This window comes from Desulfofarcimen acetoxidans DSM 771 (assembly GCF_000024205.1).
Taxonomy (GTDB): Bacteria; Bacillota; Desulfotomaculia; order Desulfotomaculales; family Desulfofarciminaceae; genus Desulfofarcimen; species Desulfofarcimen acetoxidans.
In genome coordinates this window covers 3554126-3571481 of record NC_013216.1, presented here as the reverse complement: position 1 = coordinate 3571481, position 17356 = coordinate 3554126, and the positions used below count along the sequence as shown (strand labels likewise).

Below are 17356 nucleotides of genomic sequence, written 5' to 3'. Positions count from 1 at the left end.
AAATGTTTTACCTGTCAATGGAAACAGCCTGGGGGTGGGTGTGTGCTGCCTGGTCAGCAGAGGGATTGGCCGCAGTCACCCTGCCGGAAAAAAATCCTTCAGAGTCCCATGAGTTTTTAACCAATAAAATGGCTGTCAGAAAGTTTTTGAAAGGTGAGGAATTATCCAGGCCGGCGATTCTTTTCGAAAATATGCCGGTTGAAGCCTTAGCCTCAGTTCAGACTGACTTAACCGGTGTTTTCCAGTTAAAAAACTGGCTGACAGGTTATTTTTCCGGGCAGCGGTTTCAGCCGGATATTAAGATAGACTGGACCGGCTATACTTTGTTTCAGAAACAGGTTTTGGAGGCTTTAAGGCAGATTCCTTGCGGCCAGGTTTTATCTTACTGCCAGTTGGCTGAAAAAATCGGCAGGCCTCGTGCTGCCAGAGCTGTCGGCAACGCTTTGTCAGCCAACCGGCATCTTCTGGTACTGCCCTGTCACCGCGTTATCCGGCAGGACGGCAGTCTGGGCGGGTTTGCCGGCAGGCCGGAATATAAAAAAAGATTGCTTGCGTGGGAATCTGAAGAATTGCGTAAATCTCTTTAATGTTGGGCGAGCTTGCTTATCTACTTATTTGGATAAGCAAGCTCGCCCTAAATTTTTATCTTTAATTGGAACAATTATCTATTATATTCGTCAATTTAGAAAAGAGAATTTAAGGAGGTATATCTGTGAAGGGAAAGGTAGCAATAGTCGGAAAATTATGGCCGCTCTTGGTATGCATACTGCTTATTTTGACGGTTAATAGCATGGCATCAGAGCAGCCGGCGGGTTCTTCGTCCGGGCAGCTGAAAAGTTTTCCGGATTATGAACAGTTGTCCGAGTATATCAAAAACAGCAATAAAGTATCAGGTGTTTTTGGACTGAGCACGACGCACCGGGGACTCGTTATGGAAGAATCTTTGTCTTTGCCGTTAAACAGTGTGGATAATGGTTTTGCCATGAAAGCAGATATGGCGGTTAATCAAAAGAAAGCTTCTGCGGCAAAAGAAAAAGCTGATTTCTCAGAGACCAACAACCAGGTGCGGGGGGTGGATGAGGCTGATCTGGTTAAGACAGATGGCAGTTATATTTATCTGGTTAACAACGGAAAATTAGTCATTCTGCAGGCTTATCCTGCTCAGGAAGCAAAAAAACTAACAGAAATAAGTTTTGACGGCCGTCCGCAGGAGATATTTATTGACGGAGACAGTTTGCTGGTCTTTGGCAGTTCAGCCGATCGGCAAAAGATGTTTTTACGCAAATATGATATTGCCGACCGTAAATCACCTTTAATGCTGCAGGAGTTAACTTGTGACGGCAATTATGTTACTTCCAGGAAAATCGGAGAGAATGTCTATGCAGTAATCAACACTCCCGTTTACCGCTATAACGAGGCGACAGGTCAGAATATTGCCCTGCCTGTGTTCACTAACAACGGTATTAAGAAAATTGTTCAGCCGAAAGAAATCTATTATTTTGACCGTACCGATAGCTCTTATAATTATTCAATAATGGCGTCTGTCAGTATGAAAAAAGACAGCAAAAATTTCCGGAGCAGGATTTATCTCACCGGAACATCGCAAAATATCTTTGCTTCTGAGAATAACATTTATTTAACCGGCAATAAATCTCCCGATTATGAGTTTTATGGAGAGAAACTCTATAAAAGCTTGCTCTCACTTATGCCGGAACAAGTGCAAAGTACAATAAATGAGAGCCAGGCTTCCTGCAATACCTATGCGCAGAGACTGCAAATATTAGAGGAAATTGCAGGTGAATACTTAATCAGCCTTGATTACCGGCAAGCTTCGGCAATAGAAGAAAAGATCAACCGGATTGTAGAAGGTTACCGGCGAGATATTGAGAGGGAAAACAATAAAACTGTCATATACAAGCTGGCGGTTGATGCCGGGCAGGTTGTTTACAAGTGCAAAGGAGAAGTTGACGGCTATGTGTTAAACCAGTTCTCTATGGATGAACACAACGGATATTTTCGTATCGCTACCACTTCCCAGGGCAGCTGGAGCATAACCGGGCAGTCGCCGGCACCTAAAAATAACATTTATGTTTTAGATGAAAATATGCAGATAACAGGAAAACTCCTTGGCCTGGCTGTCAATGAGAGGATTTTTAGTGCCAGGTTTATGGGAGAGCGAGCTTATCTGGTCACTTTCCGCAAAACTGACCCGCTTTTTGTTATTGATTTAAAAGATCCGGCCTTTCCCAGAGTAGCCGGCGAACTGAAAATACCTGGTTATTCGGACTACCTGCATCCTTACGATGAGAATCATATAATTGGTATAGGCAAAGAAGTTGTCGAGCGTCTGCCTGGGCAGCTTTCTCAGAAGCAAATGATAATTGAGCCGGTGAGTAGAGAGAAAGGTGTAAAGATTGCTCTGTTTGATGTAAGCAACCCTGCCGCACCTAAGGAAATGTCTAAGTATGTTGTGGAGAGCGATAATTCTGATTCCGCGGCTCTTCATGATCACAGGGCGGTATTGTTTAGCAGGGAGAAAAACCTTCTGGTTTTGCCTGTATCAGACAGGCTCTTTCGTATTGCAGCCCAACAGAAGCATGATGCTTATGAGCAGCCATGGCAGGGAGCTTATGCATTCAAAGTTTCCCTGGAAGAAGGCATTAAATTGATGAATAAAGTTGAACACAGGTCAGAAGTTCGCCGCTCCCTTTATATTGAAAATGTACTTTACACTATGTCAGATGCGGAGATTAAGCTGAATGATTTAACAGGTTTGCGCGAAATTAAAGAGATTGCCTTACAGTAAAACCGTAGCCTGCATATATTTATTTGCAACGCAGAAGTTTTAGCAGACACAGCAATTATTGAGTAAACCGTAGCCTGCATATATTTATTTGCAACCAACGCTCACTGGACAAGTGGGCGTTTTCCATAAAAAATATAATAGGTACTTTTATGTTATTGATTGATTTATCTGTAATAAATATTGTGATAAATTTCTATAAACCCCCTGAAAAAAATTTCTTTTTACGTATAATCATTGATGAGGGCAATTTGTCGGAAAGAGGTGGCTGTTCCAGCGGGGGAGAAGGGAGTGACAGTTTGCTTCCGAAATATGATTTAATAGATAAGCTAAGGATAGCCAGGGAAGGTGACGCTAAGTCCAGGGAAGACATTTTGGAAATGTATAAACCATTAATCGGCAAAATTACGTCAAATCTATGCCAGCGCAGGTTGGAATGGGGCAGAGATGATGAATTAAGTATTGGATTAATTGCTTTTAATGAAGCCATAGACCGGTATAAGGAGGATTGCCGGGTACCTTTTCCGGCTTACGCGCGAATAGTTGTCAGGAGCAGGCTGACCGATTATTTTCGAAAGGAAGCCAGGCATAATGCAGCCAACCTCCAGCCGTTTTTCAACGATGGTGAGCAGGGAGAAAACCCGGCGGAAATTGCTAAATCGTGGGATAATTATTACCAGGAAGTGGCTGCCAGGGAAAGTGAGCTGGAAATCCTTCAGTACGAGAAAATGTTAAGCAATTACGGTATCAGTTTCGATAACCTTGTAAAATCCTCGCCAAAGCACCGTGACAGCAGGCTGGCGCAATTACAAGCGGCCCGCATATTGGCCTCTGATACAAACCTGATGCAAGATCTCTTAACTAAAAAAAAGCTGCCTATTCAAGAACTATCTTTAATAGCGGGTATACACCGAAAAACACTGGAAAGGGGCCGCAAATACATTATTGCTACTGCTTTGATATTTTATTACCACGAAGATTTTCTCTATTTAAGTTCTTATGTTAATATCCCCGGTTCAGGGAAAGGAGAAAGTTGAGGATGGAGAAAAAGAAGGGGCTGGTATTAAAAAAACAGAGCCGGTCCTGCATCGTCCTGACCCCGGAAGGGGAGTTTTGTAAAATACCTATGCCCGGAAGAACGGTGCAACTGGGTGAAGAAGTTATTATTAATCCTGTTAATAAGCTATTTGAATATAGAAAAATTTTTCTGGTGGCAGCTTCTATTTTATTAGTGCTTTGTGCCGTTCCTGCGTATAGGGGATTGTTTCCCCTGACACCTGCGGCGGCTGCCTATGTGTCTTTGGATATAAACCCCAGTGTGGAATTTGCGGTTGACTCCGAGCAAAAGATTATTAAGGCCAGTGGACTGAACACAGAGGGCGAAGAACTGCTGCATAGAATTGAGACAGTAAACCTGGATATATACAAGGGGATAGAATTGGTAATAACTGAAGCCGTAAAAAGTAATTATTTGGAAAGCTCAAAGGAGAATATAGTGCTATCTGCTGTAACACCGGCACAGGACGCAAAATCACCGGTCAGTGAGCAAAATGTCTATAATGCAATCAACAAGACTTTGAAAGCCACCGATATTAAGACTGAGGTGCTGGTTGGAACCGCTGATCAGGACACCGAGTTAAAGGCTAAAAAAGCAGGAGTTTCTACCGGCAAATATCTTTTATATGTGCAGGCCCAAAAAAAAGGCGTACCTATCAGTATAACTGAGTTGAAAAAGTCTGATATAAACCAATTGCAAAATGATAAGAAGATTAAAATACGAGAACTTATTCCAAAGCGCGTGCCTGAGCAGAAACGATCAGAACATCCGAATGTGTATCAAAATTTCGATAATAAAACCAATAAATTCAGTCAAACCGATAAAGCCCGGTCACAGAACAAACCTGGCGCGTCTCAACCCGTAAAAACTTTAAACGGCATATCAAAATCAGCTGACAATAAAGCAACCACCGAAAATAATATTACCCAACAGCGGCGTCTAAAAAAACAGAAAGACAATATGCATCCGATAAGAAAAACCGATAAGCAGCAGATAAAAACAAATAATAGTGTAAAAAGTTCTATTCCAAGAGGCAATGCTGATAAAAATAATCATAAGTACTGGGGCAGGTAATTTCTGAAAAAAATATAATTGATTAATGTAAAAAGACCACTTTACGGAAGGTGGTCTTTTTTGTATTCCGGGAAATCATATAATTATGAACATATTTTTGCTATGTTCTTCTAGGGTAAATAAATTGACGGCAGCACTGGCTCGACAAACTTGAGGTTTATAACATCTACCAGGCCCCGGTTGGTTAACCTTAATTCCGGTATTACCGGCAGTGACAGCAGCGCCATGGTCATAAACGGTGAAACCAGCCGGCAGCCAAGGGCTTTCCATGCCTGATCCAATGCCGCTACTTGTTCTGCCACAGTTTCCACAGCCAGGTCAGACATCAGACCGGCAATAGGCAGCGGCAGCAAAGCCAGTATCTCTCCGTTTTTTACTACTGCCATGCCTCCTCCGCATTTGATCAGAGTATTTCCGGCCAGTGCCATATCCGCATCGTTCATGCCCATGATTAAAAGATTATGGCTGTCATGGGCTACAGTAGAAGCTGCCGCGCCACATTGCAGTTGGAAGCCTCTGACCAGGCCCAAACCGGCCGTACCGGGACCTCCATGACGCTCCAAGCACATTAGTTTAGCCAGATCCTGTTTTGTTGAGGCCATAATCTGCCCTTCTATGACAGGAACCTCAACCTGCCTGTGCCTGTTAGTCACTTGTGCCTCAATTACTTCCATAACCCTGCACAGAGCTTTGGATACACCGGGAGCCTTGATTATAAAATCCTGTGCCTCTAAAGCACTTTTTAGCTTTACCGAGTTTTTAGCTGACTGAGGGTAATTGAAGGACGGCAGTTCAGGTAAAAACTTGCCTTCCCTGGCTGTAACCTTACCGTCTGCAATAACCATGTGAATGCTCATTTCCGTCAAATCTTTTACCAACAGAATATCCGCGCACTTGCCGGGTGCAATACTGCCTAAATCTTCAGACACACCAAAATACTGGGCAGTGTTGACAGTCACCATTTGTATAGCCCGCAGCGGATTCAAGCCTTCCCTGATGGCACGCCTTACCACATAATCCAGGTGACCGTCCGAGAGCAGGGTGTGGGGATGAGTATCATCAGATACCAGAATTCCAAAACGGGAATCGATGTTAGTTTCAGTAATGGCTTTAATAGTTGCTTTCACATCATGCCAGGCCGAGCCTTCCCGCAGCATGGCGTACATGCCCAGCCGCATTTTGGCCAGCGCCTCATCCGCTCTTGTTGATTCGTGGCAGGAACTGATCCCTGCAGCTGTGTATGCCTGCAGGCCCACCTCTGTTTCCGGGATGGAGTAGTGACCTGTTATCACCTTGCCTGTTTTTAGGGTGGCTTCCAGTTCCTTGTGAACATCTTCGTTACCGGCTAAAACGCCGGGGAAATTCATCATTTCACCCAGGCCGATAATACCGGGCAATTTTAGGCCTGTTTCAATCTCCTGCGGGCCGAATTGGGCACCGGCATCCTCGAAGCCGGGGGCTGCGGGAACGCAGGATGGCATTGTAGTGAAAACTTTGAGCGGTAAATTCTCAGCTTCCCGCATCATTAATTTGACCCCTTCCAGCCCTAATACATTGGCAATCTCATGAGGATCCATAAAGATAGCTGTTGTTCCGTGAGGTAGAACTGCTCTGGCATACTGACTGACTGTTACCATGCTGCTTTCTACATGAATATGCCCGTCCATGAGACCGGGTACCAGGTAAAAGCCGTTCGCGTCGATTATACTTGTTTGCGGGCCGACAGTATGGCCAGCTTGACCCACCAGTACAACACGGCCGTGTTTAACAGCCACATCAATATCGGGGATGATTTCCGCGGTGTTTACATTAACCAGTTTACCCCCTTTGATTACCAGATCAGCTTTTAATTTTCCCTGAGCAGCCAATGTTAAATCCCTGGTTATTTCCCATTTTTGTTGCCTCTTGTTATAGTTTTTCATGATACATCTCCTCAATAATTTCTAATTTAAAGGGAAACCTATGATAAATATGAATGCATAGGGAGAGAATGTTAATGGAACTAGTATGTAAATTATGTAATGGCATGACTGAAATAAGCAAAAATTGTCATCATTGCTGTTCAAAAATGGAAGACGGTGGTAAACTGAGCGATTATTATGATTCTTACAGCCCTTATGAATCAAGGGATACTATCCTTGGTTCAGGCATGTCTGAACTGGAAAACGGCCAATGCCTGCATCTCTTTGTTTGTCCTAACTGCGGGAGTGATACTAAGGTATACTACAATTTAGTTCTGATATAAAACCCTTGGGTTTAGACGGCAGCCTGTCCAGGATTTAAGGAATGGTCAGAGCAAAGGAAAGTTAGTATAATTATAACTGGAAAACAAAAGCCATATTAGCCAACCAAATATGGTATACATGAGGAGGTAGACGAGATGGACTTTTTTTTCCGGATACGAGTAATATTATTAGCTTTGTGTATTACCGTAATACTGCCGTCAGCAGCATTTGCCGCTACCCACACAGTGAGCAGAGGAGAAAGCCTTTACCAAATAAGCAGTTGGTACGGAACAACTGTTGATACTGTAAAAGCGGCTAACGGTCTCAAGGATAACGCAATTTATCCAGGCCAAAAGCTTTATATTCCGGACAACTCGCGGAAAAGCAGTTCAACTGTGAGCAGGGGTATGGGCAACATCAGCAGGTCTGATATTGACCTTTTAGCCCGCATAATCCACTCAGAAGCTGAAGGTGAGCAGTACAAAGCTAAAGTTGCGGTCGGTGCAGTAATACTGAACAGGGTAAGCAGCCCGATTTTCCCTAACAGTATTGCAGGTGTTATCTATCAGGTCACAGACGGCCATTACCAGTTTGAGCCGGTACTAAACGGGAGAATCAACTACCCGGCCAATGCTGATTCTGTCAAAGCAGCACAAGATGCCCTGAACGGCTGGGATCCGACCAACGGTGCGCTATACTTCTTCAACAATGATGTGACCAACAGTTACTTGTGGGCTAAGAAGATAAGTATAGTGTTGGGTAAATTAGTATTTTCTTTTTAATTGATTATACAATTATAAAAGACTAAATTAAAGGCCGGTTGTTATATAACCGGCCTTTTACAATTATGCCTGTTAGGCAGCAGTGAACGTCAACTGCCGGGTCCTATCTTTGAGAGCAGACAAAGCATGTTTTCACTGCAAACAAACGGCTTTTCAACAACTATATCGCCCTTTTAATGCGCAAAAATGTCTTTTCGGCCCTAAACTATATCTTAAATGGACTGCTAGAAGTAAAATCTTATCAATGAAAGTCAATCAACTGATTTAAATATTTCCCTCATCCCATTTTCCTCGCCCCATCAGGGGCTTTTTATTTTGCTTCGGCAAATTTGCTTATGATGGATCTGTACCACGAGCACGGTGCCTGTGGCTGCTCGAAAGTCGCTTTAAGCGACTTTCTTGTGTTTGCGGAGTTGTTTTAGACATAATGTAAAAAAATTCCGTAATTTAATATATAAAGAGTTGATAATTTATTAATAAGGGTTTATAATATACTTTATGATTTTAAGCAAAACTGGTAAGAACTAATCTTAAATATCGCTTATGACAAAGGGAAACAGGGTTGCTTACTAGAATATTTATAATATGATGACTTAATAAAAATCGGAAAATAATAATTCATTTTTAATATAATAAGGGGGAGCAAAAAATAATGAAAGCTACTGTAGACAGGATAGAAAAAAATACTGTTCTGCTGGAAGTTGAAGTGGATCAGGAGCAATTTTCCCAGGCATTAAATGATGCTTATCGTAAAGTTGTAAAGAATGTAAATATTCCGGGCTTTCGTAAAGGGAAAGCACCTAAGAGGGTTATTGAGCGCTACTTTGGCAAAGAAGCTCTCTATAATGAAGCGGTGGAAGCTATTATACCCGATGCCTACATGAAAGCTGTTGAGGAACAAAATATATTTCCCATTGACCAGCCCCAGATGGAATTGGTTCAAGTTGAAGAGGGCAAGCCCGTAATCTTTAAGGCTACGGTCACAGTTAAGCCTGAAGTGGAATTAGGCCAGTACACTGATTTGGAACTGGTCAGGCCTGTAATAGAAGTTGCGGAAGAAGATTTGGCCAAAGAACTTGAAGCTCTGCAAAACCGCTATGCTAAATTGATCAACCTGGATGAAGGACAGGTGCAGGACGGGGATACTGTAATTATGGATTTTGTCGGTAAAGCAGACGGCGAAGAATTTGCCGGTGGCAAAGCCCAGGATTATTCCCTGCAAATAGGATCAAGCAGCTTTATTGCCGGTTTTGAAGAGCAAATGGTAGGGATGTCCTCCGGAGAGACTAAAGAAATTAATGTTACCTTCCCGCAGGATTATCATGCAGAGAATTTAGCCGCTAAAGACGCGGTATTTACGGTAACTGTTAAAACCATCAAGCGTAAAGATATAGCTCCCCTTGACGATGAGTTTGCCAAAGATGTCAGCGAGTTTGACACGCTGGAGGAATTAAAGGAAGACTTGCTGAATAAATTAAAGCTAAATGCTGAGACACAAGTACAGCAAAGTTTAGAAGATCAAGCAGTTGATAAGGTTGTAGCCAACGCCGAAGCGGAAATACCTGAAGTAATGATTAATGCTCAGATAGATGACATGATGTCTAATATGGAACACAGGCTGATGGCGCAAAAAGTTTCTCTTGACGATTATTTGAAATTTACCAATTCCAGCAGAGAGCAGATGAGAGCGGAACTGCGTGTTGATGCGGAAAAAGCTGTTAAGACCAGTCTTGTATTAGAAGCTATCGGCAAAGCTCTGAGTGTTGAGGCGACTGAAGAAGAAGTAAACGAAGCATTTGAAAATTTAAGTAAGCAGTATAACCAGGATGCCGAGATTCTGCGCAAGATTATGAAAAGCCAGGGAAGATATGAAGTTTTTGTTGAGGGTATTCAACGTGAAAAAACGGTTAAGTTAATAATAGAGAAATCCAATATAGTTGAGCAGGCTGCAGCCGAATAAAAACAGTAACATTAACCGCTTTTTCGGAATATTATTAGAGTGTGTTTTAAGGTTAAAAATTTTATTTACGGAATTCTATATCTGGAATTCCGTAAATATTTATAGTCTATATATTGCCTGACTATAATAAATGCTGTAATATTGAAATAAGCTAAAATGGCCACAGCCATAGAGATGTAAGAGGTATTTGCGGTCAGCAAGCAAAGGTAAAAGAGGTGGATATATGTTTAACGAGAAAGGTCAGCTCAAGTGTTCCTTTTGCGGTAAACTGCAGGATCAGGTAAAAAAATTGGTTGCCGGGCCAGGTGTTTATATCTGCGATGAGTGCATTGAACTTTGTAACGAGATCATTGAAGAGGAATTAAGTGATGACTTAAATTTGGATATGAGTGATGTTCCAAAACCAAAAGAAATCAAAGAAATACTGGACCAGTACGTTATAGGACAGGAAAGTGCCAAAAAAGCGCTTGCCGTAGCCGTTTACAACCACTATAAGCGGATAAATCTGGGCGGTAAAATTGATGATGTTGAATTGCAGAAAAGTAATATTGTTATGCTTGGTCCTACCGGCAGCGGTAAGACGCTGTTGGCTCAGACCTTGGCCCGCCTGTTGAATGTTCCTTTTGCTATTGCCGATGCCACCTCTTTGACAGAGGCAGGTTATGTAGGTGAGGACGTTGAGAACATTCTGTTGAAGCTTATCCAGGCTGCTGACTATGATGTGGAAAAAGCAGAAAAAGGTATAGTTTATATTGATGAGATTGATAAAATTGCCCGCAAGTCGGAAAATCCTTCTATTACCAGGGATGTATCCGGTGAAGGGGTACAGCAGGCTTTATTAAAGATACTGGAAGGGACTGTGGCCAGTGTACCTCCCCAGGGAGGCCGCAAGCACCCGCATCAGGAATTTATCCAGTTGGATACCACCAATGTACTGTTTATTTGCGGTGGGGCCTTTGACGGTATAGATAAAATCATTCAAAACCGTACCGGCAAAAAGTCTATGGGCTTTGGTGCCGAAATTAAAGCAATGCGCGAACAGCGTATCGGTGAGATTTTAAGCAACATTTTACCGGAGGATTTGCTCAAATACGGCTTGATTCCTGAGTTTGTAGGCCGTCTGCCGGTTATTGTTACACTGGATATGCTGGATGAAGATGCTCTGGTACGCATTTTGACCGAGCCTCGCAATGCTTTGATTAAACAGTATGAAAAGCTGTTTGAGCTGGACGGAGTAGCTATTGAATTTCAAGCTGACGCTCTTAAGTGCATAGCTAAGGAAGCCCTGCGCCGTAATACCGGAGCCAGGGGCCTGAGGGCTATACTGGAGGATGTCATGCTGAATATTATGTATGAGATTCCGACCAGAGATGATATAGCCAAGTGCATTATCAATAAGGACACTATTGAGAAGAAAGAAGATCCGGTAATCATCTCGGTTGACAGGAAGAAGAAAAAAGAAGAATCAGCTTAATAATAAAGAACACGCCTAGTCGGGCGTGTTTTTTTATTGAGAAAGGAGGATAAATTTAACTATAAATAGCAATACTAGAAATATACTGCTTTATGAGGAGGAAAAAGATGTGGCTGACCTGAGTATAGGTATAGGTGGTATTCTGACCGTTGTACAGGTTTTTTTCGCCGCTGTCATCGGCATGTATTTCTGGAATTTGCTAAAAACCCAGCAGGGGAATAAAACTGCGGTAGAGAAAGAATCAAGAAAGGAATTGGAGAAACTGCAGCGATTGCGCGCGGTTTCTTTGACCGAGCCTCTGGCGGCCAAAACCAGGCCGTCTGCTTTTGAAGATATTGTGGGGCAGGAAGAAGGACTGAAATCTTTGCGTGCGGCTCTCTGCGGGCCGAACCCGCAGCATGTGATTATTTACGGTTCGCCCGGAGTCGGAAAAACAGCCGCTGCCAGGCTGGTGCTGGAGCAGGCCAAAAAAAATCCTCACTCGCCTTTCAAGGAAAAAGCCAGGTTCGTAGAAGTGGACGCCACCACCTCTCGTTTTGATGAGAGAGGTATAGCGGATCCGCTGATTGGTTCAGTGCATGATCCAATTTACCAGGGAGCCGGGCCGCTGGGTATGGCCGGTATCCCCCAGCCCAAACAGGGTGCCGTGACCAAAGCGCATGGGGGCATATTGTTTATCGATGAGATAGGGGAATTGCACCCGGTGCAGATGAACAAACTTTTAAAAGTCATGGAAGACCGCAAAGTTATCCTGGAGAGTGCCTATTACAGTTCTGAGGACGGGAATATACCCGGACATATCCATGATATCTTTCAAAACGGTCTGCCGGCGGATTTTCGCCTGGTCGGAGCTACTACACGCAGCCCTGAGGATATTCCTCCGGCTATCAGATCCAGGTGCCTGGAGGTTTTCTTTAGACCGCTGTTAGCTTCTGAAATTGAGACTATAGCTGAAAAAGCTGTACGGAAGGTTGCTTTTAAGCCTGAGGACGGTGTGTTGGAGGTAATTAAGAAATATGCTGCCAACGGCAGAGAGGCTGTCAATATTGTGCAGCTGGCTGCCGGTATTGCCACGACAGAAGGCTATAAGCAAATACGCAAGAGTGATGTTGAGTGGGTGGTGCACAGCGCTCAGTATTCACCCCGTACTGAAATAAAGGTTCCGTTGCAGCCTCAAGTGGGCCTGGTCAATGGATTGGCGGTTTACGGCTCGAATATTGGCATGCTGCTGGAATTAGAAGTAGGAGCTCTGCCGGTAGCTAAAGGCCAGGGCAAAGTTACTGTTACCGGGGTTGTGGAAGAGGAGGAACTGGGCAGCAAGTCCAGGACCATACGGCGCAAGAGTATGGCCAGGAATTCGGTGGAGAATGTCCTGACTGTATTGCAGCGGGTAACCGAAGTAGACCCGCGCGATTATGACATACATGTTAACTTTCCCGGAGGCGGGCCAATTGACGGTCCTTCTGCCGGTGTAGCCATAGCAGTTGCTGTTTACTCAGCCATTACCTGTTTGCCGGTGGATAATAAGCTTGCTATTACAGGGGAGGTCTCAATAAGAGGAATGGTCAAGCCTGTAGGCGGTGTCATGGCCAAGGTGGAGGCAGCTTGTCTGGCCGGAGCTGAAAAAGTATTTATCCCCAAAGAAAACCTGCACGATATATACCGTAGTATTGATGGGATTGAGATAATTGCCGTTGAAAGGCTGGAAGAAGTACTGGAAGCGGCTTTGCTTCGCACTGCAGTGCCGGAAAAGAAAGCCGGTTTGTTTAACAAGGTTGAGCTGGCTGCCGCTCAAGGAGTCTTGTCCGGGCAACAAGCTGCGGAAGCAACTTCGTAAAAATTTTTAGCACAATTCTATATACTTTACAACTATATTATATATAATAAGAATATTATTAAATTTTCAAATAATCTTTATTTGAAAAGGGCATTATTATTAAACAGGTCTATTATTTCACAATAACCCAGCATAGCGCCGGGTTTCTTGTGTTGTTGACAATTATTGAGTCTAGCAGAACTTTTGTATTATATGATAGAATATAGCTGTGATCTGCGTATATGAACCTGCAAGATACAATACATTAAGGAGGTGCAGGCTTGTGGATCCTGTAAGAAGTGAATTGCCTTTACTCCCATTGAGGGGTGTGCTGGTTTTTCCATATATGGTCATTCACCTGGATGTAGGTAGGGAAAAGTCAGTTCAAGCCATAGAGGAAGCCATGCTTTTAGATCGCAAGATTTTTTTGGCCACACAAAAAGAGGCGCAAAGAGATGATCCAACAGAGGAAGACATATATGTGGTTGGAACCCTTGCTGAAATTAAGCAGTTGCTGAAATTGCCGGGTGGTACCATAAGAGTGCTGGTGGAGGGTATTTCCAGGGGCAGAGTACTTAATTATACCGCGAATGAACCGTTCTTCCGTGTTGAGATTGAGGAGTTAAAAGATCTTACGGTTAAAACAGCGGAAATTGAAGCACTTATGCGCAGTTTGGTATACCAGTTTGAGCAGTATGTCAAACTGTCCAAACGCATTCCGCCTGAAACAGTAGTTTCAGTGGTTAATTTAGAGGAACCTGGCAGACTGGCTGATATTATCGCTTCTCATATGAATCTTAAGGTTGATGACCGCCAGGTAATTCTGGAGTCAGTGGGCATGGTCGAGCGTTTGGAAAAGCTCTGTGCTATGGTGGTAAGAGAACTGGAAATTGTTGAATTGGAACGCAAAATCAATGTCCGGGTTCGCAAGCAAATGGAGAAAACGCAGAAAGAATATTACCTGCGTGAGCAAATTAAGGCTATACAAAAAGAGCTGGGCGAAAAAGATGAAAGAGTAGCAGAGTGTGAGGAATTAAGAGAAAAGATTGCCAAAGCCAAGCTGCCTAAAGCCGTGGAAGAAAAGGTAATGAAAGAGTTAGAGCGCCTTGAGAAGATGCCTCAAATGGCTGCAGAGGCTGTGGTAGTGCGCAATTACCTGGATACCCTGCTGGCTTTGCCGTGGAGTAAAACCACTAAAGACCGGTTGGACTTAAAAATAGCCGAGCAAATTCTGGATGAAGATCACTATGGTCTGAAAAAGGTAAAAGATCGTATATTAGAATATCTGGCCATTCGGAAGTTGGCTAAGAAGATGAAAGGCCCTATAATTTGCTTTGTCGGGCCTCCCGGTGTAGGTAAAACCTCTCTGGGCAAATCCATTGCGCGTGCTTTAGAGCGTAAGTTTTATCGCATGTCGTTGGGTGGTGTTCGGGATGAAGCTGAGATCAGGGGACACAGGAGAACCTATGTGGGAGCTATGCCAGGCCGAATTATACAGGGTATGAAGCAGGTAGGGACCAAAAATCCGGTATTCCTTTTGGATGAGATTGACAAGATGAGCATGGATTTCAGGGGAGATCCGTCCTCGGCTCTGTTGGAAGTACTTGATCCGGAACAGAACAATGCTTTTAGCGATCATTATGTAGAGACTCCTTTTGATCTCTCCAACGTCATGTTTATTACCACCGCTAACGGCGCGCATAATATTCCCAGGCCTCTTTTAGACAGAATGGAAGTTATTCATATTTCCGGCTATACGGAAGAAGAAAAACTGCAGATTGCTTTGCAGCACCTTTTGCCCAAGCAGATCAAAGAGCATGGTTTAAAGGAGGAGCAAATCAATATTACAGAAAATACGCTTCGCAAGATTATCCGTGAGTATACCAGAGAATCAGGGGTAAGAAATCTGGAGCGGGAAATAGCTTCGCTGTGCCGTAAATCAGCCAGAAAAATAGTGACGGACGAGGAGATTAAAGAGATCGGAATCGGGGTCCAGGATCTGGAATCTTATCTGGGTATTCCGCGTTACCGTTTCGGGGTAGCCGAGCAGGATGATCAGGTGGGAGTTGCCACCGGCCTGGCCTGGACGGAAATGGGCGGTGACACTTTAGCTATTGAAATCACTACTTTCCCCGGCAAAGGCCTTTTGACCCTGACCGGTAAACTGGGTGATGTGATGAAAGAATCAGCCCAGGCCGCCTACAGCTATATTCGCAGTAAAGCTGATGAATTGGGTATCGATCCTGATTTCCATAAGAAACTGGATATACATGTGCACGTACCGGAAGGAGCTATTCCCAAGGACGGGCCGTCTGCCGGTATTACCATGGCCAGCGCTCTGGCTTCGGCTTTAAGCGGCCGCAAAATCAAGCATGAAGTGGCCATGACCGGTGAAGTAACACTGCGCGGCAGAGTATTGCCGGTAGGGGGCATTAAAGAGAAGGTGCTGGCTGCCCATAGGGCAGGTATTACCACAATAATAATGCCTTCGGAAAACAAGAAAGATATGGAGGAAATTCCTGCTAACATTAAGAGCAGTTTAGAGTTTATACTGGTAGAGCACATGGACCGGGTGCTGGAAATCGCTCTGGCTGAAAGTTCCGGCTTGCCGGATGACCTTATTCCGGTAGAATCGATGATTACCGCGGAAGAAGCGGGCTACCAGTCGGTTATTAATGAGAAGGGTACCCACAACTATTCATGAAAGTAACCAGTGCCGAATTTGTTATCAGCTCGCCCGGTATCAAACTCTGCCCGGAAGGGCAGGAGTACCCGGAAATAGGTTTTGCCGGGCGTTCCAATGTAGGCAAGTCCTCGCTTATAAATAAGCTGGTTAACCGCAAAAACCTGGCCCGAACCAGTAAAACACCCGGCCGTACCCAACTGTTAAACTACTTTTTGATTAACAGGGCTTTTTATATAGTTGATTTTCCCGGCTACGGTTACGCTAAAGTGCCCCAGAGCGTCAGGGCCGGCTGGGGCAAGATGATAGAGGGGTACCTGAAAAACCGCAAAGAACTCAGCGGGGTGGTGCTTCTGCTGGATATCAGGCATAAGCCAACCGCTCAGGATGTGCAGATGTTCGACTGGCTGCAGCATTACGAAATACCTACTCTGTTGGTAGCCACCAAGGCTGATAAATTGTCGCGCAGCCAGCAGATTAAACAGGAGAAAGTAATCAGAACCGCCTTGGGACGTGAACAGGAGAAAATACTGTTGTTTTCTTCTCTTACAGGGCAGGGCAAGGATGAACTTCTGAGCCTGCTGGAGGAGATTGTTCAGCCGGGAACTGAGCAAGCAGAATAATTTTATATACTCCAGGAAATTATGCTTGTAATGGATCTGTGGATAAGTTAAGGTTAGTACTGCATAATTTCCTGGAGCACGAGTGCCTGCGGCTGTTCGAAAGTCGCTTAAGGCGACTTTCTTGAAAGCACAAAACACCTGGCAGAGATGGCAGGTGTTTTGTGCTTTTCACTTGCTAATAAATAATATAGCTTAAAGAAAATTAATATGGTAAAATAAATAAAACCCAATAAATGGGACCAGGGGTGGTTTGATTTATTGCCGAAAATTAAAAATGTTACATATGAGGAATTTTTGAAAATGGATAACAGTGACGATAGATTAGAGTATATTAATGGAGAGGTGTATTTGCAATCAGCACCCTCCGTTGAACATCAGAGCGCAGTAACTAATTTGTCCACAGAGTTTGGTATTTATTTAAAAGGGAAAAAATGCAGACACTTTGTTGAACCTTTTGATGTTGTTCTTCAAGATAAAAAAGAAAAACACAGAGTGCAACCGGATATAACTATTATTTGCGATAAGAGTGGCTTAAATGAAAACAACTACACAGGAGTACCAACAATTGCTATTGAGGTATTATCTCCGTCTACATCATCTAAAGACTATATAATAAAAATGGATTTATATATGAGATTTGGAATACAAGAATACTGGATAGTGTCGCCTAAAAATAAATCATTAGAAATATTTACCTTAGAAAATGGAATATATTCAGAACCGGTAGTATATTCAAAGAATGATACAGTGAAATCAAGTATATTCACCGATTTGTCTATACTATTGAAAGATATTTTCTCATAATTTTGCGGGGCATGTAGTACCTCTGGATATAAGAAAGTCGCTTTAAGCGACTTTC

The 17356-nt window shown here is 43.5% G+C and carries 13 protein-coding genes; 12 read left to right on the top strand and 1 reads right to left on the bottom strand.

Annotation, left to right across the window (positions count from 1 at the left end; translation table 11 throughout):
• Positions 1–2 precede the first annotated feature (2 nt).
• The 4 genes from DTOX_RS21670 to DTOX_RS16290 all read left to right on the top strand — a co-directional run bounded on the left by DTOX_RS21670 (position 3) and on the right by DTOX_RS16290 (position 4934).
• Entirely contained in the window at positions 3–587 is a 585-nt protein-coding gene (locus DTOX_RS21670; protein WP_015758783.1) for a methylated-DNA--[protein]-cysteine S-methyltransferase, read from the top strand.
• 125 nt (positions 588–712) lie between these two features.
• Entirely contained in the window at positions 713–2806 is a 2094-nt protein-coding gene (locus DTOX_RS16300; protein WP_015758782.1) for a beta-propeller domain-containing protein, read from the top strand.
• 248 nt (positions 2807–3054) lie between these two features.
• Positions 3055–3840 (top strand): RNA polymerase sigma-I factor, encoded by a 786-nt coding sequence (gene sigI / locus DTOX_RS16295; RefSeq protein ID WP_242652450.1) that lies wholly within the window; start codon positions 3055–3057, stop codon positions 3838–3840.
• 2 nt (positions 3841–3842) lie between these two features.
• Entirely contained in the window at positions 3843–4934 is a 1092-nt protein-coding gene (locus DTOX_RS16290; RefSeq protein WP_015758780.1) for an anti-sigma factor domain-containing protein, read from the top strand.
• Between the two features lie 110 nt (positions 4935–5044).
• On the opposite strand, the gene ade is transcribed toward DTOX_RS16290, so the two are convergent.
• A complete protein-coding gene (ade, locus tag DTOX_RS16285; RefSeq protein ID WP_015758779.1) occupies positions 5045–6856 on the bottom strand; it encodes an adenine deaminase in 1812 nt (603 codons plus the stop codon).
• A 74-nt stretch (positions 6857–6930) separates the two neighbouring features.
• Here ade and DTOX_RS16280 point away from each other — a divergent pair, with 74 nt between their 5' ends.
• From DTOX_RS16280 to DTOX_RS16245, 8 genes are all read left to right on the top strand, one after another.
• Positions 6931–7179, top strand: coding sequence for a hypothetical protein (locus DTOX_RS16280; protein ID WP_015758778.1), 249 nt, complete (start codon positions 6931–6933; stop codon positions 7177–7179).
• Positions 7180–7314: 135 nt separating this feature from the next.
• Positions 7315–7941 (top strand): cell wall hydrolase, encoded by a 627-nt coding sequence (locus DTOX_RS16275; protein WP_015758777.1) that lies wholly within the window; start codon positions 7315–7317, stop codon positions 7939–7941.
• A gap of 652 nt (positions 7942–8593) precedes the next feature.
• Positions 8594–9901, top strand: a complete 1308-nt coding sequence (gene tig / locus DTOX_RS16270; protein WP_015758776.1) for a trigger factor — start codon at positions 8594–8596, stop codon at positions 9899–9901.
• 223 nt (positions 9902–10124) lie between these two features.
• Positions 10125–11375 (top strand): ATP-dependent Clp protease ATP-binding subunit ClpX, encoded by a 1251-nt coding sequence (gene clpX / locus DTOX_RS16265; RefSeq protein ID WP_015758775.1) that lies wholly within the window; start codon positions 10125–10127, stop codon positions 11373–11375.
• Positions 11376–11556: 181 nt separating this feature from the next.
• Positions 11557–13212 carry an ATP-dependent protease LonB gene (lonB, locus tag DTOX_RS16260; protein ID WP_422698413.1) on the top strand — a complete coding sequence of 552 codons (1656 nt, stop codon included), beginning with the start codon at positions 11557–11559 and terminating at the stop codon, positions 13210–13212.
• A 325-nt stretch (positions 13213–13537) separates the two neighbouring features.
• Positions 13538–15895: an endopeptidase La gene (lon, locus tag DTOX_RS16255; protein ID WP_042317377.1), complete on the top strand. Its 2358-nt coding sequence runs from the start codon at positions 13538–13540 to the stop codon at positions 15893–15895.
• Positions 15892–16497: a ribosome biogenesis GTP-binding protein YihA/YsxC gene (yihA, locus tag DTOX_RS16250; protein ID WP_015758772.1), complete on the top strand. Its 606-nt coding sequence runs from the start codon at positions 15892–15894 to the stop codon at positions 16495–16497. The genes lon and yihA overlap by 4 nt, the downstream gene beginning before the upstream one ends.
• 258 nt (positions 16498–16755) lie before the next feature.
• Entirely contained in the window at positions 16756–17301 is a 546-nt protein-coding gene (locus DTOX_RS16245) for a Uma2 family endonuclease (protein WP_015758771.1), read from the top strand.
• Positions 17302–17356 lie beyond the last annotated feature (55 nt).

Bases quoted from the DNA above. Each gene is read 5' to 3' on its own strand.
- DTOX_RS21670 (WP_015758783.1), top strand. From the start codon at position 3: ATGTTTTACCTGTCAATGGAAACAGCCTGGGGGTGGGTGTGTGCTGCC.
- DTOX_RS16290 (WP_015758780.1), top strand. From the start codon at position 3,843: ATGGAGAAAAAGAAGGGGCTGGTATTAAAAAAACAGAGCCGGTCCTGC.
- ade (WP_015758779.1), bottom strand. From the start codon at position 6,856: ATGAAAAACTATAACAAGAGGCAACAAAAATGGGAAATAACCAGGGAT.
- DTOX_RS16280 (WP_015758778.1), top strand. From the start codon at position 6,931: ATGGAACTAGTATGTAAATTATGTAATGGCATGACTGAAATAAGCAAA.
- DTOX_RS16275 (WP_015758777.1), top strand. From the start codon at position 7,315: ATGGACTTTTTTTTCCGGATACGAGTAATATTATTAGCTTTGTGTATT.
- tig (WP_015758776.1), top strand. From the start codon at position 8,594: ATGAAAGCTACTGTAGACAGGATAGAAAAAAATACTGTTCTGCTGGAA.
- clpX (WP_015758775.1), top strand. From the start codon at position 10,125: ATGTTTAACGAGAAAGGTCAGCTCAAGTGTTCCTTTTGCGGTAAACTG.
- lonB (WP_422698413.1), top strand. From the start codon at position 11,557: ATGTATTTCTGGAATTTGCTAAAAACCCAGCAGGGGAATAAAACTGCG.
- lon (WP_042317377.1), top strand. From the start codon at position 13,538: ATGGTCATTCACCTGGATGTAGGTAGGGAAAAGTCAGTTCAAGCCATA.
- yihA (WP_015758772.1), top strand. From the start codon at position 15,892: ATGAAAGTAACCAGTGCCGAATTTGTTATCAGCTCGCCCGGTATCAAA.